This is a genomic window from Maricaulis sp. (assembly GCF_048268525.1).
Taxonomy (GTDB): domain Bacteria; phylum Pseudomonadota; class Alphaproteobacteria; order Caulobacterales; family Maricaulaceae; genus Maricaulis.
The window spans coordinates 25,068-39,223 of the sequence record NZ_JBLWVH010000007.1; the positions used below are offsets into that span (position 1 = coordinate 25,068).

The window sequence follows — 14,156 nt, forward strand, 5'->3', positions numbered from 1 at the left end:
ACTGATTACCAGCCGCAATCGCGGTCGGCGTTTTCTGCTTCCAGATGCGTCATCAGCGGCTGGAAATAGGCGATGATGGCTGAGCCATCCATTTCGCGGGTACCGGTGAAGGCTTCCAGCGCGTCCGGCCAGGGCTGCGAGGCGCCCATTTCCATCATCGCGTTGAAGCGGGCACCGACTTCCTCATTGCCGTAGATCGAGCAACGGTGCAGCGGACCTTCCCAGCCAGCCATCTCGCAGGCCGCTTCATGGAATTGGAACTGCATGATGAAGCTGAGGAAATAGCGCAGATAGGGGACGTTGTTGGCGATGTGGTATTTCGAGCCTGGATCGAAGGCGTTTTCACCGCGCTCGACCGGCGGCACAATGCCCTGGTAGCTCTCGCGCAGCTCCCACCAGGCGTCATTGTAATTTTCCGGCTGGATCTCGCCGCGCAGCACGCGCCAGCGCCATTGATCCATCATGATGGCGAAGGGCAGGAAGGAAATCTTGTCGAGGGCGGTATCCATCAGCAAGCCAAGGTCAGCCGAGGCGTCCGGCACGTCGGCTTGGTCGAGCAAGCCGATCTGGACCAGATAGTCCGGCGTCACCGAGAGGGCGATGAAATCACCGATCGCCTCGTGGAAGCCGTCATGGGCGCCGCCCTGGAACAGGAAGTCCTGCTGGTTGTAGGCGCGCTGGTAGAAATTGTGGCCCAGCTCGTGGTGCACGGTGACGAAGTCATCGGCATTGACGCGGGTACACATCTTGATCCGCAAATCATCGACACTGTCGAGATTCCAAGCCGAGGCGTGACAGGCAACCTGGCGGTCACGCGGCTGCGTGATCAGGGAGCGCTCCCAGAACGTATCCGGCAGTTCTTCCATGCCCAGGGAGGTGAAGAAGCTTTCCGCGGTCTCCGTCATCCGGATCGGATCATAATCCGCATCGACCAGAAGCTGGGTCAGGTCATAGGCCGGGCCGGCATCGCTGACCGAAGCCACATCGCTGAGCGCGGCCCAGGACTGGGCCCACATATTGCCCAGCAAGTCGGCCCGGATCGGACCTTCCGCAGCCTGGACCTCATCGCCATAAAGGTCGTTCAGGTCATCGCGAACATAGCAGTGGAGTTGCTCATACAGCGGCTCGACCTGGCCCCAAAGGCGTTCGACTTCGGCTTCCATCTCGTCGGCCGGCATGTCGTAATTGGACAGCCACATCTCGGCGAGATCGGAGAAACCGAGATCGCGGGCGCCGGCATTGGCGATCTCGACCATCTCGGCATAGTCCGCCGACATCTGCTCGGGGTTGTAGCTGTCTCGCCAGCCGGCCCAGACATGCGCCAGGAATTCCGGGTCACGGCTGGTCCGCATGATGTTTTCCAGCTCGTTATGGTCGACCATCTCGCCGTCGATCTCCATCAGACCGGTCGAATAGGCCGAGCCCATGCGGGTCGTCAGTTCGGACAGGCGCGCCGCAGCGGCGCTATCAGCCGGGGCGGGCAGGGTGATGCCGGCGCGCAGCACGTTCATCTGCCGCGCCATTTCGGTGGTCATCTCAAGATCGTTGTAGCGCGCTGTTTCGGTCGCCAGACGGACAGCCATCTCGGTGCCTTGAGTCGACATGCGCTCGAGCAGCCAATTGGTGTCATAGGTGATGAAGTTGTTCTGGACCCAGGCCGTGCGGGCGCCAAACTCGCTGAACTCACGCAGCTCGGCGGTTGCATCAGCAAGGAATTGTTCGGCATCGGCCACCGTGACCGGTGCTTCGGCTTGGTTTGTGGCGGCTTGTGTGCCAGCAGAAGGCTCTTCGGGGGCGCTACAGCCCGCAAGAACTGCCAGAAGGGCACCCGAAGCAACCCCGGTCATCAAACGTTTCATGGTCATTCTCCCCGTCTGCCCACAGGGCAGGATTGGCTAACTGTCTCCATCCTGATGCGCTCGTCGTGCGCGTCAAGACGACATTGCGTGATTTCGTTCTGGTACCGTTCGCAATCAGGCCTTTTTCGCTGCCGCGGCGCGCATCACCCGCTCCATGCCATCGAGGAAGGCCGAGCGGTCCTTGGGACCAAACGGCTTGGCGCCTGAGGTGACCGCCCCGGTTTCCCGCAAGTCGGTCATCAGGTTACGGGTCGCGAGAGAGGCGCCGATATTGTCCTGGGTCCACAGCTTGCCGCGCGGATCAATGCCGATCGCGCCAGCCTTGATGCACCGGTCGGCGAGCGGAATATCGGCCGTCACGAAGACGTCGCCAGCGCCGATATGGTCCGCGATCCAGTCATCGGCCGCATCCAGCTTGCCCTCAACGATGACCAGCCGCGCCCATTGCGAGTTCGGACGTCTCAGCCCGCCATCGCAAACGAACAGCATTTCCCATTGATGACGCTCACCAACGCGGATGATCTCATCCTTCACCGGGCAGGCATCGGCATCGACATAGATGGTCATCGTCTAGAGCTCGCTGACCATGGCCAGCATGGCGTCGAGATTGGCGGCGCCCAGCTTGCGGCAACGCTCCGGCGACCAGCCGAATTCCGGATCGGGCAGGTCGGCATTGTCCTTGAAGGGCATTTCCAGCGTCATCGCCAGGCATTTGAATTCATTGGCGAGGTAATTGGTGCAGACCGAGAGATTGGCGGTGCCCGGTGCATCGACATCATAGCCGTGCTCGGTCTGGAAGTCCGGGCTGGCGAGGCAGAGCGCGTCCTTGTAGCCATCCAGCAATGCCTGGCCGCGCTCATCGAAATTGGGCGCGCCTTCGCCGCCGGCGATGAAATTATAAGGAAGGGCCTCATCGCCATGCACATCGAGGGCGAGATCGATCCCGGTTTCGCGCATGCGGGTCAGGACATGGAAGACTTCCGGGGAGTTCTCCGGTGTGGCCTTGTCCCATTCGCGGTTGAGATTGACGCCGTTGGCATTGGTGCGCAGATGGCCGCGCTTTGAGCCATCCGGGTTCATGTTCGGCACGATATGGAAAACGGCCTTTTCGCGCAGCTTGCGGGCGACGGGATCATCATCATCGAGCAGCCGGCCGAGAAAACCCTCCATCCACCATTCCGCCATGGTCTCACCAGGATGCTGGCGGGCGGTGACCCAGATGGTGCGCGTGGCGCTGTCCTGCTCACCAATGGTGAGAAGGTCCATCGTCTGCCCGTCCAGGGTCTCGCCGAGCACTTCCAGCTCGACCGCGTGGTGCAGCTGGGCCCAGGCGATCAGGTCCTGGTGGCGCTCCATCGAGAAGGGCGCGAAATAGGCAAACCAGACTGTGTCGGCTTCCGGCATGTGGTGGATGGTCAGTGTGCCGTCTGCATACTCGGTGTCGACGCGGAACCAGGTCTCGCGGTCATAGGAGGCGCAGGCCTGATAGCCGGGCCAGCCTTCAAGATAGGCCGCGCCACCGGCATTCTCGATCGCCATGGAAAGCTGTTCGCCCATCGCGCCGGTAACCCGGAAATGGAACCATTGGTAGAAGTCCGAGCCGTTATCCTTGCGGATTTCCAATCGGATACGACCCGGGTCGGCCGCGTCGAGGACCTCGATATTGCCGCTGTCAAAGGCGTCGGTGATGTTAAGGCCCATGGTTCGCTCCGCTATTCTCGCAAAAGGGTGACTCGCTTGTGAGCGTGATAGACCATATCGCACGGTCAATCGACGGCGCGCCTGCGTCCTGTCCGGGAGATGACGACATGATGGTCTGGCTTTCACGCGTGGTTCGCTTTGGACTGCCGCTTTTCATCGCAGCGATCTTTCTCGATTCGCTTCGCTACAAGTTTACGGATGCCCCGGAAACGCAGGAAATCTTCGGTCGGCTCGATGGCTGGGCCGCCAGCCTGGGCGCGGCGGGCCTGTTCGATCACAGCGGGCTCTTCAGCCAGTACGTGATCGGATCAGCAGAACTCATTGCTTCTGCGCTGCTATTGATTGGATTTATACCCGCCTTGTCGCGCTTTCAGGTTCTGGGCAGTGCCCTCGGCGTGGCCATCATGAGCGGCGCCATCAGCTTTCACCTGTTCACACCGCTTGGCATTGATCCCAATGCCGATGGCGGTGGCCTCTTCGTCGCGGCTTGTCTCGTTTGGCTGTCCTGCGTGACCCTCTTGGTCATAAAGCGTCAGGAAGCGCTGGCTTTGGCCTGCGACTTCTTGCGGGCGATTGTTCCGAGCAGGCGATAGGCCAGCAGCAGTGCCAGGATGCCTCCATGGATCCACGGGCCCAATTGCTGCCCCTTGACCATATAGCCGTGATGCAGGACGGCGAGGATGGCGAGTGGATAGACCAGCCGGTGCAGGCCCTGCCAGCGGCGAGCGCCCAACCGGCGCTGCACGCGATTGAATGAGGTGAGGGCGAGCGGGATGAGCAGGATGAAGGCGCTCATGCCGAGCGTGATGTAAATTCGCTCGGCGACATCCCGCCACAGGCCGGCGAGCGCACCGGAGGCGCTCATCCCGGCAGCCAGGAAGAGGTCCAAGCCGAGATAGGCGAGGATGTGGAGGAGAGCATACCAGAAGGCCGCGAGGCCGATCCGGCGCCGGATCATCATGATCGGTCCCCATCGCGTCAGGTCACGGATCGGCGTGACTGCGAGCGAGGCGAGGAGGATACGGATCGCAGTGTCGCCCAGAAAGCGGTGCGTGGTCTCGATCGGATTGAAGCCCAGACCATGCGCCTGGCCGCCCAGCAGCAAAATCCATTGCCAGCCCAGCCACAGGCCGGGCAGGGCCAGCAGCCAGAAGGCAAGGGGCTTCAGCCAATGACGGCTGAACGTCCTGAGAAGTGGGTTGCGTACCATGGTCTGATGGGTGTCCGACGGCCTAGTGGTTCTCGATCAGGTCCATGCCCGCATACATGTGGGCGACCTGTTCGGCATAACCATTGAACATTTCCGTGTCGCGACGGGCAAAGACATTGCCGCCGATGACCCGTTCCGAACTCTGGCTCCAGCGTGGATGGGCCCGGTTCGGATTGACGTTGGAATAAAAGCCGTACTCGCGCGGAGCCGAGCGGTTCCAGCTGGTTTCCGGCTGCTCGCTGACAAAGCGGATCGCCGAAATCGACTTGATTGACTTGTAGCCGTATTTCCACGGAACGACGAGGCGCACCGGCGCACCGTTCTGGTTGGGGAGGACCTCGCCGTAGAGACCGACGGCGAGGAAGGCGAGCTCGTTCATCGCCTCGTCCATGCGCAGGCCTTCCACATAGGGCCAGTCCAGCACCGGGAAACGGGTTCCGCGCATCTCTTCACGGTCGAGATGGGTTTCGAACTGGACATAGCGGGCGTCGCTGGTCGGTTCGAAGGCGGCCAGTACCTGTGACAGCGGGACACCGACCCAGGGAATGACCATCGACCAGGCCTCGACACATCGCAGGCGATAGATGCGTTCTTCCAGCGTTGAGAAGTCGACGACATCCTCCAGCGCGAAACGGCCGGTGCGGCCGGCATGGCCCTCGATGTCGATCGACCAGGGATCGGTGGTCATCGCGCCGGCATGGCGGGCGGGGTCGTCCTTGCCGATGCCGAACTCGTAGAAATTATTGTAGCCGGTGACGGCCGGATAGGGCGTTTGCGGATCCGCGACGGTGTAATCGGTGGCAGCAAAGTCGAGCGCACCGCTGACCGGGCGTTGCCCGGCGCCCGTCTGTCTCGCCGCCACTTGACCTGACTGGGCCTCGCAGCCGGTGAGGCCGGTCAGGGCCAGCGCACCGCCACCGGCCATGATGGCGCGTCGGTCCAGGTACAGCTTTTTGGGTGTGACGTCGGCCTCCGGGCTTTGCCAGCGGCGGTGTTTGCGAATGAACATGGTCTCGTATCCGTGCCTGTGATCATACAGAACCTAGGGCATTTCACGCCTGCGTCTTCCCCCTCAACGGTTTCGTGATGATTGCGGGAGAGCTTGTTACCATTCGTCAGGTCGTCGAGGCGGTCACCATGTCGCGTATGCGCCTGTCCTGTCTGAGTGAGTTCCTCATCATCACCCGCGCGCCCGGAGTCGAAGGCAATCGCGCTCCAAATCAGTTATTGGTTCCCCGATTATTGTGGGATATAGGCGCGCACCACGGTGCTGCAGGCCGCGTCCATCCGGGCCTTGAATAGCAGTAGCGGCACAACAAGTTCGGCGTGGACGGCGTCACTGAATCCGTGCCCCGACTCCAATTGAAATCGGTGCTCCACAAGGATCACCAAGCAGCCAGTTCACAGAGGTCATCCTTGCCCAGCCAACCCGGTCGCTCCTCCCTCAATGTCCGCAATGCCACGATTGAGGACATTCCACGCATCAATGCGCTGGTCGGCAAGGTCTATCCCTCGATGGACACATACTCTGTGGCCATGCTGCAGGGACAGATCACCATTTTTTCCGATGGTCAGGTCGTGGTTGAGTATGATGGCGAGATCGTCGGCTATGCCGCGAGCTTCATCATTGATGGTGAAACGGCGCTCAAGCCTCACACTTGGGACTCGATCACCGGTGGCGGATACGCCTCGCGGCACAACCCCAAGGGCGAATGGCTCTACGGGATGGAAGTCTGTGTTGACCCGGACCGCCGTCGCCTGCGGATCGGTCAGCGCCTCTATGACGCCCGCAAGGAACTGGCCGAACGCTATGAACTGGAAGGCATTGTGTTTGGCGGACGGATGCCGAACTGGCAGCGCAAACGCAAGCAATATCCGACGGCGAAATCCTATCTCGATGCCGTCATGGCGCAGGAAGTGGCCGACCCGGTCATCCGCTTCCAGTCACGAATGGGGTTTGAGCCGATCGGTGTTCTCAAGGATTATCTTCCGTCCGACGCGGCATCGCGCGGATGGGCCAGTCACATGGTCTGGCGCAACCCCTATGCTGTGGAACAGAAGCTCAGCGCCAATGCGCCTCCGGGGCAGAAAGAGATCGTGCGTGTCGCCACGGTCCAGTTCCAGCAGCGCCGGGTCGAGAGTTTTGACGAATTCATCAGCAATATCGAGTACTTCGTCGATGTGACGTCGGACTATCGCTGTGATTTCGTGGTCTTCCCCGAGCTGTTCACCCTGCAGCTCCTCGCGCTTGAGGAAACGCGCCTGACGCCGGCGCAGTCGATTGAACGCCTGACCGAGTACACGCCCCACTTCGTCGAGAAAATGCGTGAGCTGGCGATCAGCTACAACATCAACATCATCGGCGGCTCCCATCCCACACGCACGGATGATGGCGACATCCAGAATGTCGCCTATGTCTTCCTGCGGGACGGCTCGGTTCATGCCCAGGAGAAGATTCACCCGACCCCGTCAGAACGCCATTGGTGGAATATTCTGGGCGGCGACGAGATCATCACCATCCCGACCGATTGCGGTCCGATCGGAGTGCTGATCTGCTATGACAGCGAATTCCCGGAGCTGGCGCGCAAGCTGGTCGATGCCGGCGCGAAGCTCCTGTTCGTGCCGTTCTGTACCGACAATCGCCAGGGCTATCTGCGGGTACGATATTGCGCCCAGGCGCGGGCCATCGAGAACCAGTGCTATGTCGTGATGTCCGGCAATGTCGGAAACCTGCCAGGCGTGGAAAACATGGACATCCAGTATGCCCAGTCCTGCATCCTGACGCCCTGTGACTTTCGCTTCGCCCGCGACGGCATCGCCGCCGAATGCACCGAGAATGTGGAGACCGTCGCCATCGCCGATCTCGATCTGACCGATCTGGACTGGGCCCGCCAGGAAGGCACGGTCCGCAATCTGCGCGATCGTCGCTTCGACCTGTACAAGGTCGACTGGAAGGGGTGATGAAACCATCCATCCGCCTGGCGGACCCGGATGACCTTGACCGTATCGACCGGATCGAGGCGGCGAGCTTCGACGCGGACCGGTTTCCGCGTCGGAATCTTGCGCGGATGCTGGCGGGACGGCGAACCCGTTTCCTGCTTGCTGAAGCCTCGACCGGGCAGGGCGGTTATCTCGCATTGAGTTTCAGGACGGGCAGCCGGGTCGCCCGGATCTATTCCGTCGCGGTCGATCCGGCATCGCGGCGACAGGGTCTCGCGGAGGCCCTGCTCGAAGCGGCGGTAGAGCTCGCAACGGCACGGAATTGCCATGTGCTCAGACTGGAAGTTCGCGCCTCGAACGGCGCCGCCCGCAAACTTTATGACCGTTACGGATTTCGCTTGCATGACACGCGAATTGCCTATTACGAGGACGGTGAAACAGGCTTGGTTCTGGAGGCCCTTCTCGAGTTGCCGTCCTGTCCTGTCATCGCGGAGCATGACCCCTAGTGAGCGACTGGCTCATCCTCGTTGAATTTCCCAACGACCTCGCCCAACACGAGACCCCTCACAAGGTCCTGCGCATTCGCGACTATCTCGCCAATCCGGGGCTTTTTACGCAGCGGCGGCCGAATATTCTCAATCTGGCCCGGTCCTACGGCTATCAGACAGAAGGCTATTATGCCTCTTTGCTGGCCGAAGCCCGGGGCCACCGGATCGCACCGACGGCGCAGACGATGGTCGAGCTGTCGCGCAAATCCCTCTACGCTCAGGCCCTGCCCGAGTTGAACGCCGCCCTGGCGCGGGCGCATGCGGACGGGGCGTCGATGCCCAGCCCGATGACCGTCGCTTTCGGCCGAGTGGATCAGTTCGGGCTCGGGCGATTTGGAAAGCTGCTGTTTGACTGGTTCCGTGTGCCGGTTCTGGAAGTCACGCTGACCAAATCCGGACTGACCATTGACCGGATCCGCCCGCTGGCGCCCAACGCGCTCAAGGGTGAGGCGAGGGCCTTCTTTCTCGACGCGATGGCGCGTCACACCCAGCGCGGTTGGGCGGATCGCAAGGAGAAGGCACCGGCTCGCTGGTCGCTGGCAGTGCTGACTGATCCTGCCGAAGAGATGCCACCCTCCAAACCATCCTCGTTGAAGCGATTGGCGACAGTCGCGGCGCGGATGGGCGTTGAGGTGACCCCGATCGGTCCGAACGATCTCGCCAGCCTGGCCGAGTACGATGCACTGTTCATCCGGATGACCACGGCGATCGACAATGTCAGCTATCGTTTCGCCCGCCGCGCCGAGCAGGAGGGCATGCCGGTCATCGACGATACGGCTTCGATGATCCGCTGCACCAACAAGGTGTTCCTGAAGGAATTGCTGGAACTGGGCGGCGTTCCGGCTCCGAAAACCGAGATCATCGACGAGACCCAGTCGCTCGAGGGCTTGATAGAGCGGTTGGGAACGCCGGTGGTGCTGAAGGCACCCGATGGCTCGTTTTCCCGCTCGGTCCACAAGGTGTCGACCGACCCCGAATTGCGCGACCGGGCCCGGCAATTGTTTGACGACACGGCACTGATCATCGCGCAGGAATATCTGCCCACCAGTTTTGACTGGCGGGTCGGCGTTCTTGATGGCGAAGCGCTGTTCGCCTGCCAGTACAAGATGGCCAGGGGCCATTGGCAGATCATCAAGCATGTGGAGGGTGGCAAGTCGCGCGAAGGCGGTTTTGCCAGCTTTGCGGTTGAGGAGGCACCGGTGGCCGTGATCGAGACCGCGCTGGCCGCCGCCCGCCTGATCGGCCGCGGGCTCTACGGCATCGACCTGAAGGAAACCCCGGACGGTGTCTTCGTCATCGAGATCAACGACAATCCCAATCTGGAGAGCGATGTGGAAGGTCTGGTGCTGAAAGACGGTCTGTGGGAAGCGATCATCGGATGGTTCGCGCGCCGACTGGAGGCCCGCATCAGTTCACCGGCCACGCCGGTTGCGGTGAGCGCCAGCCCAGCCGGCAACCGACGCGACGCGGCGGATTGATCAGTTGGTCGAGTCCTGGACGGCCTCGCCGGCCCGCTCGATATCCTGACCGGCACCACGGATCGTGTTGCAGCCGGCAAGGCTGATGCCAACAAGAGCGATCACGGCATATGAGACTGTTCGTTTCATGGCTGAGCCTTTCTTGTTTGAAAACACCAGCATGCATCGGCGTGCGGTTGCTAGCAATGGGGCCAAGTTTTCAGGATGAACCACGCCAGCGCCGAAAACCGACATATTTCCGCAGCGCAGATGATGGCTTTGCTGGCGCCCAGTGGCGGAGGGGGAGGGATTCGAACCCCCGGAACCTCGCGGTTCAACGGTTTTCAAGACCGCCGCAATCGACCACTCTGCCACCCCTCCGGTCGCTTCAATTAGACGCCTTGGCCGGTGGTGCGCAACTCTCCAGATGCAGCTTACGCTCCTTTCACCATTCTGCGTTAAACAGGGCAAGGACCGGTTTTCGGCAATGGAGTGCTCCGGACATGCTCATCTGGCGGTTTTTCGTTCTGGCGGCAGCGCTGAGTTTGGTCGCAGCCTGCTCGTCGACCCCGGGCAATCTTCGGCACTATTCCGATGGCCGGTCAGGCGGCAGCGCCGGATCCGGCTGGACACCGTCGTCCGGCGGAGCAACGCGGGCCTCGGGCGCAACCGACCCGTCAGGGCTGATCGCGGCGTCAAGCGCCCACCAGAAAGTCGGGCGCGCCTACACGGTAGCCGGTCGCACCTATCGGCCGCAACGCAATGATGGCTATGACGAAACCGGAATTGCGTCCTGGTACGGTCCCAACTTTCATGGTCGCCCGACCGCCAATGGTGAGACCTTTGACCAACACGCAATGACGGCAGCGCATACAACGCTGCCAATTCCCTCGATAGTGGAAGTCACCAATCTGGAAAACGGTCGGTCGGTGATTGTGCGTCTGAATGATCGCGGTCCCTTTGTCGATAACCGGCTTATTGATCTGAGCCGGGCGGCCGCGACTGAGCTCGACTATATCGGTACCGGCCTGGCGCATGTGCGGGTGCGCTATCTCGGTCCGGCGCACGAAAACGGCGCGCCACCGAACCGGGTCTACCATGCCAATACCGATCGGGCGCCAGCGCAACGTCCTGCACCGGTGCAGGTTGCGGAATCGACGCGCGTGCCAGCGCCTGTGCCAGCCCCCGTAATTGCCGATCCGGTGATGCAAACGCGCGTCCTGCCCGTTGCATCGGCTCCGACACCTTCCGGGGTGCCGGTGTCCGGCCAATACTCGCTCCAGCTTGGGGCGTTCTCCGACGCGGGCAATGCACAAGCGTTCGCCAGTCGTCTCGACGGAGCCGGGGATGTCTGGGTTGAGGCAGGCCAGTCTCAACGGGGCCAGGTATGGCGGGTCTTCTTTGGTCGCTGGGCCGACCGGACCGCTGCCCAGGCCGCGCGCAATTCGCTGGCCGATTGGGGGGTCTACGACTCCCGGATTGTCTCCACTCGCTGAGCAAGCCGCTGTCGCGGTCGTGATCGGAACGCTGGACGCCATCGTCCTGCCGCGCTTCAATGCCTATCTCGCCTCGAAGCAGTACCGATTCCGGCCAGGGAGCGTATCGACGTGCGCGTTTATCCAGCAATAGCCTTTCTTTTTTCGCTTGTGATCTGTGCGCCGGGACTGGCGCAAACCAGCTATCAGACCGATGCCAGCCATGCGGTCATCCTTGATGCGGAAACGGGTGAAGTCCTGTTCTCCCGGAATGCCGACGAGCCAATGCCCCCTGCGTCGATGAGCAAGATGATGACCGTGCTCATGCTGATCGAGGCCATCGAGGCCGGCTCGCTGTCGCTGGATGACGAACTGCCGGTATCGGAACATGCCTGGCGTACCGGTGGCGCCGCATCAGGCTCGTCGACCATGTTTCTCGAGGTCAATTCCCGCGCACGGGTTGAAGACCTGCTGCGGGGTATCGTGATCCAGTCGGGCAATGATGCCTGTATCGTGGTTGCCGAGGCCATTGGTGGAAGTGAAGCCGCCTTTGCCGACATGATGACTGACCGGGCCCATGAACTTGGACTGACAAGTGCCAGCTTTGCGAATGCCACCGGCTGGCCGCACCCTGATCATCGCATCAGCGCTCTCGACCTGGCCCGCCTGGCGCGGATCCTGATCGAGGAGTATCCCGATTATTACGGCATCTGGGCCGAGCGTGAGTTCACCTATAACGGCATCCGCCAGTACAACCGGAATCCGCTTCTGGGTGTGTTCAGTGGAGCTGACGGTCTCAAGACCGGACATACCGAAGAAAGCGGCTACGGGCTGGTTGGTTCGGCCGAACGTGATGGCGAACGCCGGATCATCGTGTTCAACGGTATGGAATCGAATGCCGACCGTGCCAGCGAAGCTGAACGCATGATGCGCTCCGCCTTGAGTGATTACAGCCTCTACCGCCTGTTCGAAGCCGGTGACGAAGTCGATCACCGCGCCGAAGTCTTCATGGGCGAGAACGAGACCGTCGCCTTGCGTGTCGGCTCTGACGTCACGGCCGGATTGCACCGGCGCGCCCGTCGTGACCTGACCGTCATCGTCAGTTATGACGGCCCATTGGTCGCCCCGATCCAGGAGGGCGATGTCGTCGGCAGCCTGATTGTCGAAGCGCCGGATTATGAGCCGCGATCCTATGACCTGGTTGCAGCTGAATCTGTTGCCGAGAAGGGCCTGATGGGCCGGATCGGCGCAGCGCTCGCGCACATGTTGAGGGGGTGAGCCGATGGCGAGGGGGAAATTCATTACGCTGGAAGGCGGCGAGGGGGTTGGCAAGACCACGCTGGTCCAGGGACTGACCCATGAACTCGCCGACCGCAATATTGATGTCGTCGTCACGCGCGAACCTGGAGGGACAGCCGGCGCGGAATTGCTGCGCGATTTGCTGTTGAACGGCGAAGTGGAACGCTGGTCTGCGCGAACGGAGGCCTTGCTGATGTATGCGGCCCGGGTCGATCATGTGGAGCGTTGTATCAAGCCGGCGCTGGAGCGGGGCGCTTGGGTTCTGTGTGACAGGTTTGCCGATTCCACGCGCGCCTATCAGGGCGTGGCGGGTGGTTTGAGCGGGCCCGAACTGGCGAAGCTCGAAAGCTTTGCGCTGGGCGACTTCCGGGCGGACATGACGCTCATCGTCGATCTTGATCCTGTGGCCGGGCGTCAACGGACCATCGAGCGAGGCGAGAAGATCACCCGTTTCGAGAAGTTCGATATCGACTACCACAAGCGATTGCGGCGGGCCTTTCTGGAGATTGCGCTCGAGGAGCCGGAGCGTTGCGTCATCCTCGATGGATCGCAGTCGCAAGAGCAAGTGCTGCGTGCCGCAATCGAGGCGGTTGATGAACGCCTGGCCCACGCCGCATGAGCACTGACCCGGATATTGGCTCTGATGTCCAACCGGGCTGCCTACCGCCGCGCGAGCGTTACGACCTGTTTGGACACAGTGCCGCTGAATCCGCTTTCGCCTCAGCCTGGGACTCGGGTCGTCTGCACCACGCCTGGATGATTACCGGCCCGCGCGGCGTCGGCAAGGCGACCTTCGCCTGGCGGGCAGCGCGGCGGGTGCTGGGTGCTCGGCCAATGCCGGAAGCCGGCCCATTGGGGACTTCGGCGCAGGACCCGGTTTGCAAGGTGATCGAGGCCCAGGCCACGCCGGATCTTCTGCTCCTGCGCCGTCCATGGAATGACAAGCGCAAGCGCTGGCGCGGCGAGATCACGGTCGACGAGGCACGGCGCGCCCCCCATTTCTTTGAAATGAGTTCGGGCGGTGGCGGCTGGCGGGTCTGCATTGTCGATTGCGCCGACGACATGAATAACAATGCCGCCAATGCCCTGCTCAAGACGCTCGAGGAACCACCCCGGCGAGGCGTCCTGTTCCTGGTCACCCATACACCGGGGCGTCTGCCCGCCACCATCCGCTCGCGCTGCCGGCGCCTTGCCCTGCGCGCGCCGGGGATTGAGGCGACGGCCGGCTGGCTCGAACAAACTGGCGGAGCGCCTGATGCCGGGGCCGCCATGGCCGCGGCCCGTTTGGCGGCCGGTGCGCCGGGACGTGCGCTGGCGCTGATCGCCGGTGGCGGGGTCGATCTGGCCGCCGACGTCAATCTGCTTGTCGATCGAGGTGCCTCGGCCAGCGATGCCGACATTCGAAAGCTGGCCGACCGGTTGAGCCTGAAGGGCCAGGAAGAAATGCGCGACCTCTTTTACGAGGTCCTGTCGAACGCGATCCGCCTCCAGGCGCGTGACCGTGCCGAGTCGGGTCGCGAGACCACCGGCTGGATCGACTGCTGGCACAGCATCAACGCCCTTGTCCGTGATGCCAACGGGCTTTACCTCGATCCCAAGCAAACCATCTTGAGTGCGCTCGGACAGGTCCGGGATGTGGCTCGCAGGGAAAAGGCGACTGCCTGATC

At 62.0% G+C, this 14,156-nt stretch carries 14 protein-coding genes and 1 tRNA gene; 8 read left to right on the forward strand and 7 right to left on the reverse strand.

Features of this window, described 5'->3' with window-relative positions; translation table 11 throughout:
- Positions 1-5 precede the first annotated feature (5 nt).
- The 3 genes from ACN0X9_RS05530 to ACN0X9_RS05540 all read right to left on the reverse strand — a co-directional run bounded on the left by ACN0X9_RS05530 (position 6) and on the right by ACN0X9_RS05540 (position 3,560).
- On the reverse strand, positions 6-1,859 hold the full coding sequence (locus ACN0X9_RS05530) for a M2 family metallopeptidase (protein WP_417486620.1): 1,854 nt from the start codon (positions 1,857-1,859) through the stop codon (positions 6-8).
- A gap of 114 nt (positions 1,860-1,973) precedes the next feature.
- Positions 1,974-2,426, reverse strand: coding sequence for a YaiI/YqxD family protein (locus tag ACN0X9_RS05535; protein WP_417486621.1), 453 nt, complete (start codon positions 2,424-2,426; stop codon positions 1,974-1,976).
- Between the two features lie 3 nt (positions 2,427-2,429).
- The gene (locus tag ACN0X9_RS05540) at positions 2,430-3,560 is read right to left on the reverse strand and encodes a M14-type cytosolic carboxypeptidase (RefSeq protein WP_417486622.1); all 1,131 of its coding nucleotides are present in this window, start codon (positions 3,558-3,560) and stop codon (positions 2,430-2,432) included.
- Between the two features lie 107 nt (positions 3,561-3,667).
- Here ACN0X9_RS05540 and ACN0X9_RS05545 point away from each other — a divergent pair, with 107 nt between their 5' ends.
- Positions 3,668-4,153 (forward strand): hypothetical protein, encoded by a 486-nt coding sequence (locus ACN0X9_RS05545; protein ID WP_417486623.1) that lies wholly within the window; start codon positions 3,668-3,670, stop codon positions 4,151-4,153.
- Here ACN0X9_RS05545 and ACN0X9_RS05550 read toward each other — a convergent pair.
- Positions 4,093-4,770 carry a sulfite oxidase heme-binding subunit YedZ gene (locus ACN0X9_RS05550; protein ID WP_417486624.1) on the reverse strand — a complete coding sequence of 226 codons (678 nt, stop codon included), beginning with the start codon at positions 4,768-4,770 and terminating at the stop codon, positions 4,093-4,095. The genes ACN0X9_RS05545 and ACN0X9_RS05550 overlap by 61 nt on opposite strands.
- Positions 4,771-4,792: 22 nt before the next feature.
- A complete protein-coding gene (gene msrP / locus ACN0X9_RS05555) occupies positions 4,793-5,779 on the reverse strand; it encodes a protein-methionine-sulfoxide reductase catalytic subunit MsrP (RefSeq protein ID WP_417486625.1) in 987 nt (328 codons plus the stop codon).
- A 407-nt stretch (positions 5,780-6,186) separates the two neighbouring features.
- On the opposite strand from msrP, the gene ACN0X9_RS05560 reads away from it, so the two are divergent.
- The 3 genes from ACN0X9_RS05560 to ACN0X9_RS05570 are packed head-to-tail and all read left to right on the forward strand — an operon-like array spanning position 6,187 to position 9,736.
- Complete coding sequence (locus ACN0X9_RS05560; protein WP_417486626.1) at positions 6,187-7,731, forward strand: GNAT family N-acetyltransferase; 1,545 nt, start codon at positions 6,187-6,189, stop codon at positions 7,729-7,731.
- A complete protein-coding gene (locus ACN0X9_RS05565; RefSeq protein WP_417486627.1) occupies positions 7,731-8,216 on the forward strand; it encodes a GNAT family N-acetyltransferase in 486 nt (161 codons plus the stop codon). Before ACN0X9_RS05560 ends, ACN0X9_RS05565 begins: the two co-directional genes overlap by 1 nt.
- Positions 8,216-9,736, forward strand: coding sequence for a RimK family protein (locus ACN0X9_RS05570; protein ID WP_417486628.1), 1,521 nt, complete (start codon positions 8,216-8,218; stop codon positions 9,734-9,736). Before ACN0X9_RS05565 ends, ACN0X9_RS05570 begins: the two co-directional genes overlap by 1 nt.
- On the opposite strand, the gene ACN0X9_RS05575 is transcribed toward ACN0X9_RS05570, so the two are convergent.
- Both ACN0X9_RS05575 and ACN0X9_RS05580 read right to left on the reverse strand, forming a co-directional pair.
- On the reverse strand, positions 9,737-9,865 hold the full coding sequence (locus ACN0X9_RS05575; protein WP_417486629.1) for an entericidin A/B family lipoprotein: 129 nt from the start codon (positions 9,863-9,865) through the stop codon (positions 9,737-9,739). It lies immediately after the preceding gene.
- A gap of 143 nt (positions 9,866-10,008) precedes the next feature.
- Positions 10,009-10,096 (reverse strand) — tRNA-Ser (locus ACN0X9_RS05580).
- 122 nt (positions 10,097-10,218) lie between these two features.
- Here ACN0X9_RS05580 and ACN0X9_RS05585 point away from each other — a divergent pair.
- The 4 genes from ACN0X9_RS05585 (at position 10,219) to ACN0X9_RS05600 (ending at position 14,154) form a co-directional block, all read left to right on the forward strand.
- The gene (locus tag ACN0X9_RS05585; RefSeq protein ID WP_417486630.1) at positions 10,219-11,211 is read left to right on the forward strand and encodes a septal ring lytic transglycosylase RlpA family protein; all 993 of its coding nucleotides are present in this window, start codon (positions 10,219-10,221) and stop codon (positions 11,209-11,211) included.
- Between the two features lie 111 nt (positions 11,212-11,322).
- Positions 11,323-12,468, forward strand: coding sequence for a D-alanyl-D-alanine carboxypeptidase family protein (locus ACN0X9_RS05590; protein ID WP_417486631.1), 1,146 nt, complete (start codon positions 11,323-11,325; stop codon positions 12,466-12,468).
- Between the two features lie 4 nt (positions 12,469-12,472).
- Positions 12,473-13,108: a dTMP kinase gene (gene tmk / locus ACN0X9_RS05595; RefSeq protein ID WP_417486632.1), complete on the forward strand. Its 636-nt coding sequence runs from the start codon at positions 12,473-12,475 to the stop codon at positions 13,106-13,108.
- Entirely contained in the window at positions 13,105-14,154 is a 1,050-nt protein-coding gene (locus ACN0X9_RS05600) for a DNA polymerase III subunit delta' (protein ID WP_417486633.1), read from the forward strand. The genes tmk and ACN0X9_RS05600 overlap by 4 nt, the downstream gene beginning before the upstream one ends.
- Positions 14,155-14,156: the final 2 nt, after the last annotated feature.

Bases quoted from the DNA above. Each gene is read 5' to 3' on its own strand.
- ACN0X9_RS05550 (WP_417486624.1), bottom strand. From the start codon at position 4,770: ATGGTACGCAACCCACTTCTCAGGACGTTCAGCCGTCATTGGCTGAAG.
- ACN0X9_RS05530 (WP_417486620.1), bottom strand. From the start codon at position 1,859: ATGAAACGTTTGATGACCGGGGTTGCTTCGGGTGCCCTTCTGGCAGTT.
- ACN0X9_RS05565 (WP_417486627.1), top strand. From the start codon at position 7,731: ATGAAACCATCCATCCGCCTGGCGGACCCGGATGACCTTGACCGTATC.
- ACN0X9_RS05535 (WP_417486621.1), bottom strand. From the start codon at position 2,426: ATGACCATCTATGTCGATGCCGATGCCTGCCCGGTGAAGGATGAGATC.
- ACN0X9_RS05585 (WP_417486630.1), top strand. From the start codon at position 10,219: ATGCTCATCTGGCGGTTTTTCGTTCTGGCGGCAGCGCTGAGTTTGGTC.
- ACN0X9_RS05545 (WP_417486623.1), top strand. From the start codon at position 3,668: ATGATGGTCTGGCTTTCACGCGTGGTTCGCTTTGGACTGCCGCTTTTC.
- msrP (WP_417486625.1), bottom strand. From the start codon at position 5,779: ATGTTCATTCGCAAACACCGCCGCTGGCAAAGCCCGGAGGCCGACGTC.
- ACN0X9_RS05540 (WP_417486622.1), bottom strand. From the start codon at position 3,560: ATGGGCCTTAACATCACCGACGCCTTTGACAGCGGCAATATCGAGGTC.
- ACN0X9_RS05575 (WP_417486629.1), bottom strand. From the start codon at position 9,865: ATGAAACGAACAGTCTCATATGCCGTGATCGCTCTTGTTGGCATCAGC.
- tmk (WP_417486632.1), top strand. From the start codon at position 12,473: ATGGCGAGGGGGAAATTCATTACGCTGGAAGGCGGCGAGGGGGTTGGC.
- ACN0X9_RS05600 (WP_417486633.1), top strand. From the start codon at position 13,105: ATGAGCACTGACCCGGATATTGGCTCTGATGTCCAACCGGGCTGCCTA.